The sequence below is a fragment of the Candidatus Nitrosotenuis uzonensis genome (genome assembly GCF_000723185.1).
Classification (GTDB): Archaea; Thermoproteota; Nitrososphaeria; order Nitrososphaerales; family Nitrosopumilaceae; genus Nitrosotenuis; species Nitrosotenuis uzonensis.
Genome location: NZ_CBTY010000011.1, coordinates 39,379 through 52,173, shown reverse-complemented (window position 1 = coordinate 52,173; position 12,795 = coordinate 39,379). Strand labels below are relative to the sequence as shown.

Sequence of the window (12,795 nt, the reverse complement as noted above, 5' to 3'; positions counted from 1 at the left end):
AAGAGTAAAAAGATTGGTATAGTTGATTCCTGTTTGCAAAATGTGGGAAAACTGAATGTTCCAAGACTTGTAGTGGGAGGAGCCACCAGTGGTGTAGGCAAAACCTCGATTACATGCTCGATTATACACGCATTAAGGAAAAGGGGATATTCTGTTCAGCCTTTCAAGGTTGGGCCAGACTATATTGACCCATCATATCTTTCAGCAGCCGCTGGTAATGCTGCAAGGAATCTTGATTCCTGGATAATGGGCGATGAAGCAGTGATGAGAAGCTTTGTGAAAAACTCCACATCGGATATCTCCATAATAGAGGGAGTCATGGGATATTATGACGGCTTTTCTGGGGCATCCGATTTTTCAAGCACACATCATGTCGCATCCATCCTGCAGGCTCCATCAATTCTGGTTCTTGATGCAAGTAGGACTGCGCGCTCCATTGCAGCAACCGCACTTGGTTATACAAAATTTCACAGAAATTCCAGAATTGCAGGGTTTATTCTCAACAAGATTGGCAGCAAAAAGCACGAGATGATGTGCCGCGAGGCGCTTGCCACGCTTAAAATTCCTATTCTTGGCTGTATACCAAAAAACCAGTCTCTTTCACTGGAATCAAGGCATCTGGGTCTGATTCCGGCAACGGAGCAGACCGAAATAAGACAAAAGATAAGCAAAATGTCGTGCGAGATCTCCAAATTCATAGATGTGGACAGCATCGCCTTGATTGCAAGCAAGGCACCAATGCTTGCATACCAAAAGGAAACCAAAGACAAAAAGCCACAGATAACTATCGCCGTGGCACTTGACAAATCGTTCAATTTCTACTATTACGACAACTTTGATGCACTAAAAAGACATGGAGCAAAAATAGAGTTTTTTAGCCCTATATCTGATGCCAGACCTCCGCCGTGTTCTGGGCTGTACATAGGGGGAGGCTTCCCAGAGGTACTGGGTCAGCCTCTGGCAAGAAACCAAATGATGAAAAAATCAATCAGGGAGCTTGCAGAGGACTCGATGCCCATATATGGTGAATGTGGAGGTTTGATGTACCTTACCAAATCAATTGACTATGAGAAGAAAAAGTTTCAGATGGTCGGACTGTTTGATGCACAGACAAGCATGGAAAAGAAGATGGTGCTCAACTATACCAGTGGAACTGCAATCTCGGACTGCGTTGTTGCAACAAAATCATCGCAATTCTTCGGCCATGAATTCCATTACTCTGAGCTAAAATCGATTCCAAAGGATGCTAAATTTGCTTACAAGATGACTATAGGGACTGGAATAAAAAACAAAAAAGATGGGCTAATCGAATACAACACGCTTGCATCATACATGCATCTTTACTTTGCTCGGAGCAGACATGCAAGCAACTTTGTCAAACACTGCATAAAATATTCAAGAAGATGATTCACGCACTATCTTGTAGAGTGCGTTAATTATTGCCGCAGCGCATGGGCTGCCTCCTTTCCTTCCCTTATTTGTAATGTATGGTATGTCAATTTTTTGAAGGTCTTCTTTTGACTCTGCGGCACACACAAATCCTACTGGGATGCCGACAACAAGCTTTGGTTTTGTAATTCCTTCTTTAATCATCTGGATGACTTCCAATAGTGCAGTAGGGGCATTTCCTATGACGACAATACCGTCATTCATCTCGTCGGCACGCATCCTCATGGCAGTCTGTGCGCGTGTCTTGTTGAGTTTTGTTGCCTCTTTTACTACCTGAGGGTTTGATATATCGCAAATTACATTGTTCTTATAGTCTGCCAAGTTCTGCTTGTTCAAAAGGCCAATTATTCCGTTGACGTCAACTATGATGTTTTTCCCCTCTCTTAGTGCACCAAGTCCGTTTTTTATTGCATCTTTGTGAAATATTATGCGGTTCTGTCTTGCAAAATCAAAATCTGCCGTTGAGTGGATTATGCGTCTGACTACTTGCCACTCAAAGCCAGAATAAGGATGATCTCCTATTTCTTGCTCTATTATCTCCATGCTCTGATCTTCTATTGACTGTCCCTTCCTAGTCTGCATCTTCGACCTCCCTTGCGCGCGTGATTATAAAATCAATCATCTTTTCGTCCGTGCCTATGTGCTCTGTGATTACGTATTTTTTAATCTGGGACTTTTCCAGTGCCGGACTGAGATCTCCATAGATATCGCGCTTTACGTGTGCGCCTTCGTGCAAAAAATAAAACACTATTGCAAGAGCTTCTGGTTTGTTCTTATCGCATTTTTCTATGCCTTGCGGAATAGTGGGCTCTTCGATCTCAAGGAAACAATAATCAACACTTTTGTATCTTGCACGCAGACTGTCGGCAACGTACTGTATTGAGATTCTTGCGTTCGGATCCTTGCTCCCGTGCCCTATTATCAGAACATCTATCTTGCTGTCTGGAAGATCAATTCCTCCCTTTTTTAGCGCCAATTGTATCTTGGATTCTACAATTTCCGTCATTGCCGGATGCATGCTCATAGGCTTTGTGAACGTCATTTTTACTGACGTTCCAGCTTGAAACTTTATTGCCTCATTTACTGCCATCTTTACCTTCTTGCCAGGATACAGAAAATATGGAACTATAGTAAGTGAGTCTATGTCAGCCTTGAGGCATTTTTGGATCCCGTCTTTGATGAACGGCGGGACTACCTCCAAAAAACAATAGTCTGCAAACGCATAGTTGCCCCTTTCCATTACCTTGCTGCATATTGTGGAAAGCTCTGTCTTTACCTCGTCTTCCTTGCTTCCCCTGTCTATTATCAGCAATCCGCGCTTCATTTTCTGATTCGTGCCACCGCTATTGTAAGATCTGGAGGAAATTTCTGTTTTTCAACTATGAGCTCGCCTTGTGAGGCTTTGAGTGCAGCAGCCTCTGAAACACTCGGAGTACCCTCATATGCCTGAACCATCTGGGACGGATTTGGTATGCTTATCTTGGCAAGCTCGTCTCTGTCAAAGTAAACAACTGGAACATCAAGCTCGACTGCGGCCTCTCTTAATCCAACTACTTCCTGGGGTTTTTTTAACGAAGAAAGGCATGCAAGTGACTTGAGGCTTATATTGTGCTGCCCAAAACATACGCGCAGGCATTCTAGTATCTTTTCTTTTGTAGTATTTGTGTGCAAGCCGATTCCGGCAACCAGCGTTTTTGGTCTGTATACTACAGCATCTGCAAGTACATTTCCATCTAGAATCTTGTCTGATATGAGCAAAAATCCCTTGCATCCTGAATTGCCAAGACTTGCAAAATCATCATACATGATGACATTCTTTGGTATCTGGCCATTCCACCAGTTTCTCTCTCCGCAATCCTGATAGATTCCAATTTTTTCCTCATTTACCATAAATGCGCTTATTCTAGTAACATTGGAATCATCATCTATTTTCCAGCCGAATTCTCTGCCTATCAAATCCACGGCAATTGTCTTGTTAACATCTGCTGCAGTAGTGATTACTGGCGTGGCTCCAAGCTTGTCTGCGATCTGTTGGGCAAGCTCATTTGCCCCTCCAAGGTGTCCTGAAAGGGCAGAAATGACAAAACTTGCCTTATCATCAATTACGATCACTGCAGGATCCGTTCTCTTGTCTTTTAGTAGCGGTGCGACAAGTCTTATCACTGCACCAAGAGAGAAAATGCACACGATGGCATCATACTTTGAGAACAACTCGATGATCTTTGCCCCCGTCTGTACATCATACCATGTCGCATCTGTTGTGTCTCTGAATTTAGATGGTGCAAATATCTCCCAGTCTGGAAAATGTTGTCTTATGGAGGATGCAATTTTTATGCCATTTTTAGTGATTGCAAGAATGGCCGCCTTTTCCATGTATACTGCGCCTTGTTCTCAAATATTATACATTACTGGGGGTATCTGGCTAGTGCCACACCATCAAAGTCAAACAAGATCACCTCAAGCTCAACCGAATTGTCAGAATGAGCCCTCATATGCCTATAGACTTCAGAGCAGATGGCAGAAAAAAATCCCTCAACTTTGTCCTCCATGATTATTTCCTGAACATGCCTTGCCGTGTTCGCAGCCCTTATCTTCTGTATGGTCTGCTCGCTAGCTCCGCATTTTCGTGCTAGCATTGAGAGAAATTCCATGTCTACCTTGGAGCCCTTTACATGAGTCTGCTTGACTCCTGTAGCGATCTTTGCCAGCTTGCCGACAAAACCTGCCACATATGCCTTTTTGATTCCTTTTTTTGCACACTGCTGTATGGTGTATCCTGCAAAATCGCCCATCTGAACAAAGCAGTGGTCTGGCAGCTCTATAATCTTCTTTGAGAACTCTTCGCTTCTTCCACCCGTGGTGAGAACTACCGTATCTCCATTCATTGCCAATGTGACATCAAGACTCTGCCTGATTGCGGCCGCAAACGACGCAGTTGAATACGGGATTACTATTCCAGTAGTTCCAAGTATGGATATTCCACCCAGTATGCCAAGTCTTGGATTGTCCGTTTTTTGTGCCAGTTCCTTGCCATTTGGGACTGTGATTATAACTTTGATTCCATTTGTCTGAAGAATCTTCTTTCCTGTTTCAATGAGATTCTCTATGATCATCTTTTTTGGAGTCGGGTTTATGGCTGCGGTACCTATTTCCAGTCCGAGCCCAGGCTTGGTAACTCTTCCAACACCCTCACCCCCGTCGATCTCTATCTGATTTTTCTTATCTGTTATGTAAACTTCGGAGATGATCTCCGCGCCATGGGTCACATCAGGGTCATCACCTCCGTCCTTTATTACAGAACATCTTGCAGATTTCATGTCAAATTCGCATTTTGATATGTTAAGTGTCAGTCTATTTCCTTTTGGGAGTAAGATTTCTGCGGCATCGATTTTTTTTTGATTGATTATTGCAAGCACACCTGCCTTGGCAGCAGCGGTGGCGCACGAGCCCGTGGTAAACCCTGTTCGAAGTTTATGCCGCGGCTTTTCTACCTCGCTCACGATACTGAGTTACGTATTTTGTGTAATAACCTTATCAGTTATTTGAGAATCTCTGATATGATTATCCACAATGCTATTGCGCCCAAGCCGCCGTAAAGCAGCATGTGGGTAGTCTTGTGCGATACAGGTCTTTCCGGACGATCTTCGTATTGGTCGACATTTACTCCGAAATTCCGCCTCAGCTCCTCACGGTAGGCGCCGTAGCCTACCTTTACCTCCTTTGCAGTCTCTTTATCATAATACTTCCAAAATTGAGCGTGCGCAACCTCGGCGTCTTTGTGTTTGGTGTTTTCCTTTTTTTGCTCTATTCTGAGTGTCTGGTATGCCTCTGTTATCTCTCTGAACTTTCTGTCTGCGTCTCTGTCCCTGTTTCTATCTGGATGGTATTTGAGGGATAGCTGCCTGTATGCCTGCTTTATCTCCTTGAAGGTGGCGTCTTTTTCCAGTCCAAGAACGCCGTAACAATGAGCGGAATTCACAGCGCAGATTTGTATTTAATACATTTAAAATTATATCTTTACATTCAAACAAAGTGGAACAAATCAGAATAGCAGTAAGCGGCTCAAACGGATTTGTGGGAAGAAACCTTCGCAGATTTCTATCTGAGAAGAAAATTCCGGTAACCACTCTGGCACGAAAGAAACACAAACAGTTCCGTCTGGAAAAAAGAATAGTTTTTTCCAACCTTGTGGAAAAAAACCTTGCAGGCAAACTAAAAGGATGTACAGCCCTAATACATCTGATAGGAACAGGCGTGCAGACAGCAAGCTCAGATTATGATCTTGTGAACGTCGATATTACAAACAATATGATATCTCTTTGCAAAAAATCCAAAATAAAAAAGATTGTTTACATAAGCGGGTTGGGAGTTCACCCAAGCACTACATTTGGATATTTTATCTCAAAGTTTAGGGCAGAGCGGCAAATCATCAGATCCGGACTTGATTACACCATACTCAGGGCATCCTATATTGTCGGAAAGGATGATCCGCTCACTAAAAATCTAGCAAGGCAGGCAAGTCATGGCGCAATAATAATTCCTGGTACTGGCTCGTACAGGCTGCAACCAATATCGGTAGTTGATGTGTCAAAAATCATACTGGAATGCGTCATCAACAAAAAACTCTCAAACAAAATAGTGGATCTTGTCGGGCCAAAGACAGTCACCTTCGCAAGCTTTGCAAACAGATTTGCAAAAAATAAGGGTGTGAAAGTAAAAAAAATCAGTCTGGAAAAGGCGTATTACGATGCACTAAACAGACCCTCTGCTGCCGCCTACGGGCTTGATGACCTTAACATACTTGTCGGTGACTATACCGGCAACTATGAAAAGCTAGAAAGGCTGTGCGGATTTAAGATACACGCGCCGGTTCTATAGCCCTGCTGCCTTTCTGAGAATATCCGCCTTGTCAGTTTTTTCCCAAGGAAATGAAACATCTGTCCTTCCAAAATGCCCAAACGCTGCGGTGTCCTTGTAGATGGGTCTTTTCAGGTCAAGTTGGGATATTATGGCAGCTGGTCTCATATCAAAATGCTTTCTTACTAGATTCTCAATGTCTTCTTCTGGAATCTTTGATGTTCCAAACGTGTTTACCATAAGGGATACCGGATCTGCCACACCTATTGCGTATGCTACTTGGACCTCACACTTTTCTGCTAGTCCTCCTGCCACGATATTTTTTGCAATATACCTGCACATGTAGCATGCAGATCTGTCTACCTTTGAAGGGTCTTTTCCTGAAAATGCTCCCCCGCCATGTCTGCCTGCCCCGCCATAAGTGTCCACTATGATTTTCCTTCCTGTAAGCCCCGAGTCACCAGGGGGTCCGCCTATGACGAACCTGCCTGTGGGGTTTACGTGAATTTTGATATTATCATTCCACCATTTTCCACACACTGGCTTTATTACCTTCTCAATTATCTGGCTGCGTATCTGGGAATTCTCAATATCCGGAGAATGCTGGGTTGAAATTACTATGGTCTCAATTTTCTTTGGTTTTCCATCCTCATACTCTACTGTAACTTGGGATTTGCCATCTGGCCTGACCCACGGCAGCTCCTTGCTTTTTCTTGCCTCTGATAATCGTCTTGTAAGCTTGTGAGCTATGAGTATAGGCAGCGGCATGAGCTCGTCTGTCTCGTTAACTGCATATCCGAACATCAGACCCTGGTCGCCTGCACCCTGATCCTTGTTCTGAGTAGCCGTGACTCCCTGAGATATGTCCGGACTTTGCGCATGTATTGAAACCAGAACACTGCACGAATCAGCATCAAATCCGTATTCTGGCCTGTCGTAGCCGATCTCCTTGATAGTCTTTCTTACCACATCCTGTATGTCGAATTTTGCTTTTGTTGTCACTTCGCCTGCCACAACCACAATTCCCGTGGTGGTCATTGTCTCTACTGCAACGCGAGAATCTGGATCCTGCCTTAGAAATTCATCAAGTAAGGCATCGGAAATCTTATCGCAGATCTTATCGGGATGGCCTTCTGTTACCGATTCCGAAGTGAAAAGAAAACTCCTACCCATGGAAATAAACGCCTACAGTTCGTTTTCGAGTCTGATGAATAGTACGTTATTTCCTCTAACTATGACCCTGCCGTAATTTGCAATAATTTTACCGTCATGAAGCTCTTCTGCATCGGTCATGATCAAATTCATGTAAGAATCGACATTATCCATTTTGCCTTTGTACTCTACTTCATTCTTTAGTCTAACCGTGACTTTCTTTTTCGTATTCTTTTGCAATGTTGTCAATGGTTTTTTTACGCTTGTTTGTGACAATGGATGTTCTCTTGTCATGCTAGCTTGGTAACCAGAATAAAAGCTTTGCCTATTGTGAAAATAGGGGCAGATCTGTTTATTTTTTCAACCTCTCTGAGATGATCCAAGAATGATTAGAACCGGAATTAAAAAACTGGATGATATTTTGGGGGGAGGGATAAGAAACGGTCTTATCACTGATATTTTCGGAGCAGGTGGAACCGGAAAGACACAGCTTGTGCTACAGATAGTTGCAGAATCACTAGCCGAAGGAGGAAAGATATTCTACATTGATACGACAGGGGATTTCAGACCGGAGCGTCTAGTGGAGCTCTTGGCGGCAAGAAATTTAGAGCAGTCATACCTTGATAGGATAACTGTAGCGAGGCCGACTAACACCAGAGAGCAGATGGACGCCGTATCTGAAATATACTCAAGTAATTTCTCGCTTGTAGTTATAGATAACATAACTGACCTATTCTCATTTGAATATTCCAAGGAAGAGCAAATACTGGAAAAAACTACACAGTTTGCCAAGCACATGAGAGAGCTTACAAGAGCTGCCATGACAAAAAAAATTCCGATAATAACAGTGAACATGGTAAGAAAGATTGATCAGGCCGAAAAGGAAAATATGGATTCTGTAATCAGCATCTTCACGCACGTAAAGATAAAGCTCTCAAAAAAAGACTCTACATATGAGGGGGTGGTAACCTCAAACTCGTCAAAGCGACAATTCTCTTACAAAATAGTAAAGGAAGGCTTGGTGGAAGCAACTTAAGCTATTTAACTTAGCCAGCAATCATACTGGACATGGCAGGAATATTCGACTCCATACCAATCATAACTGTAGTTTTGTTTGCAATAGGAGTCATTGGAATAATGGTCTATGAGCGAGCCAAATCACGAAAAGACGCACAACAGACAACTTGATTCAATAATTGCCAAATTTTCCTCCCTTGGTTTTACACAGCTAACAGAGATTCAAAAAAGGGCAATTCCTCAAATCATACAAAAGAAAGATTCGCTGATAATTGCACCAACCGGTTCTGGAAAAACTGAATGCTCTGTAATTCCTGCATTCGCATCCGTTTCCCCAACAAGAAAAGCCGGTAGAATAAAGGCTCTTTATGTGACGCCGTTAAGGGCGCTTAATCGAGATGTATTCCAGAGAGTGATCAAGTATGCCGAGGCCGAAGGTCTTACCATCGAGATACGACACGGTGATACCTCGCAGTACGCAAGAAAAAAGATAACAGAAAATCCACCCGATGTGCTTATCACCACACCGGAAACACTTGTCATACTCTTAACGCAGCAAAAAATGCTAGAGGCGCTATCGGAGCTTGAATGGATAATAATCGATGAAATACACGATCTGCTCTCAAATGAGAGAGGAGCTCAACTGTCCGTGAGCCTTGAGCGTCTCCAGCTTAATACAAAACTTCCCATGACGCGAATAGGACTTTCCGCAACTGTGGGCAATCCAAGCGATGCAGCAAAATTCCTTGTGGGCACAAAACGGAAATGCCAGATAATCCGTGACAACACAATAAGAAAGTATGATGTTCAAATCAAGCACATAAACGGGACAATAAACGAGGTTGCTGACTTTATAATAGATTATCTTGTCAAGCTAAATCTTGACTCGCCTGTACTCTTGTTTACAAACACTAGGGGGGAGGCAGAGTTCCTTGCTTCCATCTTGCGTGAAAAATCGCCAATATCTGTAGAGTTGCACCACGGCTCACTATCACAACAGGTGCGCGAAGAGACGGAGCAAAACCTCAAGTCTGGCAAGTCAAGACTCGTAGTGTGCACGTCATCGCTTGAGCTAGGCCTTGACATAGGATCAGTTGAGCTTGTAATGCACTATGGATCGCCGCGCCAAGTCTCAAAATTCATGCAAAGAATAGGAAGAAGCAAACATAACAAACACTCATCTGCAAAAGGGCTGATCATCACAAACAATGTAGATGATGAGCTTGAGACCACTGCCATACTGGAAAGAATCAGGCAGGGATCAATTGAGGAGCAGAAGATTCACGACGGCTCACTTGATGTTCTGGCGCACCACCTAGTAGGAATTGTAATGCAGATGGGGGAAGTCACAGTTGATTTTGCACTTGATATTATAAAAAACTCTTACATGTTTCGCAACATCACGCTTGAGGATCTGGCAGATGTTCTGGATCTTCTTGATTCCAACTTTCTTGTTTCCTTTGATAGGGAAAAGATGTCTTTTAGAAAGTCCTCCAAGTGCTACAGATATTACTTTGAGAATCTCTCAACCATTCCGGACATACTAAAATTCAAAGTCTTTGATACGATTACAAAAAAGATAATCGGTAGCCTAGACCAGAGATTTGTTGGAGATCATGGCGAGCCCGGGAACATCTTTGTACTTAGGGGAATGCAGTGGAAAATAATAAACGTGGATGAATCAGCGCAGAAGGTAAACGTGGAGCCTATACGTGCAGGCGGCACCACTGTTCCATACTGGGAAGGCGAGAACATACCAGTCGACTATAAAACTGCCTCAAAAGTCGGCCACTTTAGAACCAAGATCAAATCGGGCACACTCAATCTGCCCGATAACGTGATTGTGCAGCTTGACATGCCTATAATCCCTGATGAAAAAAACATTGTTGCCGAATCGCAAAAAGGCCAGGGCATCATAGTATTGCACGCGTGCTTTGGAACAAAAATCAATGCCACACTTGCGCTGGTACTATCATCTATGCTATCATCTAACACGGGATTTCAGGTCGAATCAAGATCCGATGCATACAGAATAGTAATATCATCAAAGGGGCGTGTAACTGAAAACCAGGTAAGACAAATACTGGCCGACAATTACAATCTGTACGAGATTGTATCGGCTTCTCTTAACGGAACACACAATGTAAGCTGGAGAACATGGAATGTAGCAAAAAAGTTCGGAGTCGTCGGCCGCGGCGCAGTGTATGAAAAAAAATCCGCGAGATTTCTCTTTGATAGATACGCAAAGACACCCCTTGTAAGAGAAGCACTCAGGGAACTATTTCACGACAAATATGATATTGAGGCAACCAAAAAAACTCTTGATGATATAAGGGCCGGCCAGATAAGAATACACTGGCTTGATGTATCAAAATTCTCAAAGCTTGCCGAGCCCATACTGGACCACACTGCAAAATATTATTCATCACCTACAAACATCGACAAGGGACTGCTTGATCTTGTAAAGAATAGGCTGTTTAAAACAACCCACAGACTCGTGTGTGCAAGGTGCGGCAGATGGGAAAAAGTGATACACACAGGCGAGATCGAGCGGATTCCGGTATGCCCGTATTGCAAGGCAAGACAAATCACAAGCACATATTACTCTGATTATGAACTTGCCAAGATAATTCAAAAAAAGGCTGCAGGAAAAAAGATCACCGCAGAAGAAAACCATAGGTTTTCAAGGGCTTGGAAGGTTGCTTCACTTTTGGCAAACTTTGGCAAGACGGCCCTTGTTGTGCTCTCAGGGTATGGCGTGGGTGCGGACACGGCATCGAGGATACTTAAGAACATGGTGGACGAGGAGAATCTTTACAGGCAGATATACGAAGCAGAAAGGCTCTATGTTACTACTAGGGGATTCTGGGACTAGTTCTTTTTCTGTATGGAGGAAAACTGCGTAAGAGAGAGCTCTGTTCTGCCTTCAAGCCCTGGCTTTCCAATCACACCTGATATTGCAACTATCTCTCCAATGGAGCATCCATCAAGAAGTCTTGCCTGGTTTCTCCACCCCTTTACCCATATCTGGGCAGTGTCATCTTCAATGTACATCTCAGAGAGGGTTATTGTCTCACCTGACTTTGTCTGGATGTTGCGCCTTTCTGGGGGTTTGAGTATAATTGCCTCCACACAATAATAATTATTGTCTGGTCTGACATCTGCAATCTTTGTCCTAAGCTCTGATGGCTGCGGAATGTTTTCTGCATCCACTTTTCTTACAAAAGAGTCAGAGTCGATTGTAATGTTGCTACCGTACAGTTTTGATGGCATGCACTCTACGATCTCACCTGGAGAAAATGACGAGGTGATGTTTGCAGTATCTACTATATTCAAGAGTCGTCTTTCCTTGTCAACTCCAAGAATAATTCTCTGGCCGCTCTCATTTTTCAGTGATGATATGATTCGAAATACAACCGGTTCAATCTGCTGACTGGAGTCTATCTCTATTATGGTGGACTCGCTTCCATGGATTTCAAGCTCTTGCTGATTCATTCGAGTCTTGACTCCAAGCAATCTTACCTTGGCCGACGGGGGGATTACTTTAGGAATGTCAGATTCGATCTTGTTCCACAGGACGACTCTAGTTGATCGCCCGTCCTTTCCTTTCAGCCTCATGCGCAGTGCGCTTCCTTGGTTGCCACGCATGTTTGTGAACTGCGAGTAAGATATACTGCCGTCAATAATTCCGGAAACGATGAGATTTTTCTCCCCGTCCCTGACATCGCTTACATCCCTTGTGAGCGATTCTAGCGAGGGAATGGCGCTTTCCTCCATGGTGCGCTCTATGGAAGAACCAGAGCCAACATTGACTGTCGGCTCTCCATTAAGATCGGATTTCACATACGCCTTGATTATCTTTATGAGATCGCCCGGCTTGATGTCTGCCAGCTCTGGAAGGTTGGCCTTCTCATCCCACAGCTTTACCGTGACAGACGAATCATTATCATATACGGTCATGTTTCGCAACATGAACTGAGAGCCGTCCTTTCTTGAGAATTGTTTTTTTGGTGAGACGTTAAGAACTCTAGTCTGTAAGGTGACCTCTTTGGCACCTGAGTAAAGATCCTTTATTCCGATTTCTGTCTTTACGGGCTCTGAGATGACAAGACCCAGATCTGATGCAACCAGAAATAATGCGCCCTGATCGGTAAGGTAGCCGGCCCCTATCTTTTCCTTTTTCTGGGCGATCAGTTTTTCCACGTCGGATCTGGATAGCTCGGGCCTTTGCTCGAGTAATTTTGAGAGAAGCGAGTCAAATTCGGACAAGTTAAGATCTGGTAATGGTGCGTACTAAAAAAATCTTCAGTTGATCGTCTA

At 43.6% G+C, this 12,795-nt stretch carries 12 protein-coding genes; 4 read left to right on the top strand and 8 right to left on the bottom strand.

The window, feature by feature from the left end; translation table 11 throughout:
- Positions 1 to 51: 51 nt before the first annotated feature.
- A complete protein-coding gene (locus NITUZ_RS08530; protein WP_048197380.1) occupies positions 52 to 1,407 on the top strand; it encodes a cobyrinic acid a,c-diamide synthase CobB in 1,356 nt (451 codons plus the stop codon).
- Here the strand turns inward: NITUZ_RS08530 and NITUZ_RS08525 are convergent.
- Genes NITUZ_RS08525 through NITUZ_RS09890 form a run of 5 tightly spaced genes read right to left on the bottom strand, consistent with a single transcriptional unit; the run spans position 1,396 to position 5,428 of the window.
- Complete coding sequence (locus NITUZ_RS08525) at positions 1,396 to 2,031, bottom strand: precorrin-8X methylmutase (protein WP_048197186.1); 636 nt, start codon at positions 2,029 to 2,031, stop codon at positions 1,396 to 1,398. The two genes, NITUZ_RS08530 and NITUZ_RS08525, sit on opposite strands and share 12 nt — an antisense overlap.
- Positions 2,021 to 2,773 carry a sirohydrochlorin chelatase gene (locus NITUZ_RS08520; RefSeq protein ID WP_048197185.1) on the bottom strand — a complete coding sequence of 251 codons (753 nt, stop codon included), beginning with the start codon at positions 2,771 to 2,773 and terminating at the stop codon, positions 2,021 to 2,023. Before NITUZ_RS08520 ends, NITUZ_RS08525 begins: the two co-directional genes overlap by 11 nt.
- Entirely contained in the window at positions 2,770 to 3,822 is a 1,053-nt protein-coding gene (locus tag NITUZ_RS08515; RefSeq protein ID WP_048197184.1) for a cobalt-precorrin 5A hydrolase, read from the bottom strand. Before NITUZ_RS08515 ends, NITUZ_RS08520 begins: the two co-directional genes overlap by 4 nt.
- Positions 3,823 to 3,854: 32 nt before the next feature.
- Positions 3,855 to 4,949 (bottom strand): cobalt-precorrin-5B (C(1))-methyltransferase, encoded by a 1,095-nt coding sequence (locus NITUZ_RS08510; protein WP_155991550.1) that lies wholly within the window; start codon positions 4,947 to 4,949, stop codon positions 3,855 to 3,857.
- 38 nt (positions 4,950 to 4,987) lie between these two features.
- Positions 4,988 to 5,428, bottom strand: coding sequence for a DnaJ domain-containing protein (locus tag NITUZ_RS09890; protein WP_081844931.1), 441 nt, complete (start codon positions 5,426 to 5,428; stop codon positions 4,988 to 4,990).
- A gap of 53 nt (positions 5,429 to 5,481) precedes the next feature.
- Between NITUZ_RS09890 and NITUZ_RS08500 the strand changes: the two genes are divergently transcribed.
- The gene (locus tag NITUZ_RS08500) at positions 5,482 to 6,327 is read left to right on the top strand and encodes an SDR family oxidoreductase (protein ID WP_048197182.1); all 846 of its coding nucleotides are present in this window, start codon (positions 5,482 to 5,484) and stop codon (positions 6,325 to 6,327) included.
- On the opposite strand, the gene metK is transcribed toward NITUZ_RS08500, so the two are convergent.
- Positions 6,322 to 7,479, bottom strand: a complete 1,158-nt coding sequence (gene metK / locus NITUZ_RS08495; RefSeq protein WP_048197181.1) for a methionine adenosyltransferase — start codon at positions 7,477 to 7,479, stop codon at positions 6,322 to 6,324. The two genes, NITUZ_RS08500 and metK, sit on opposite strands and share 6 nt — an antisense overlap.
- Before the next feature lie 12 nt (positions 7,480 to 7,491).
- Positions 7,492 to 7,734 carry a U6 snRNA-associated Sm-like protein LSm6 gene (locus NITUZ_RS08490; RefSeq protein ID WP_048197377.1) on the bottom strand — a complete coding sequence of 81 codons (243 nt, stop codon included), beginning with the start codon at positions 7,732 to 7,734 and terminating at the stop codon, positions 7,492 to 7,494.
- 109 nt (positions 7,735 to 7,843) lie between these two features.
- Between NITUZ_RS08490 and NITUZ_RS08485 the strand changes: the two genes are divergently transcribed.
- A complete protein-coding gene (locus NITUZ_RS08485; RefSeq protein ID WP_048197180.1) occupies positions 7,844 to 8,494 on the top strand; it encodes a helicase HerA domain-containing protein in 651 nt (216 codons plus the stop codon).
- Positions 8,495 to 8,602: 108 nt separating this feature from the next.
- Positions 8,603 to 11,350, top strand: a complete 2,748-nt coding sequence (locus tag NITUZ_RS08480) for a DEAD/DEAH box helicase (protein WP_048197179.1) — start codon at positions 8,603 to 8,605, stop codon at positions 11,348 to 11,350.
- On the opposite strand, the gene NITUZ_RS08475 is transcribed toward NITUZ_RS08480, so the two are convergent.
- The gene (locus NITUZ_RS08475) at positions 11,347 to 12,744 is read right to left on the bottom strand and encodes a single-stranded DNA-binding protein (protein ID WP_048197178.1); all 1,398 of its coding nucleotides are present in this window, start codon (positions 12,742 to 12,744) and stop codon (positions 11,347 to 11,349) included. The two genes, NITUZ_RS08480 and NITUZ_RS08475, sit on opposite strands and share 4 nt — an antisense overlap.
- Between the last annotated feature and the right edge of the window lie 51 nt (positions 12,745 to 12,795).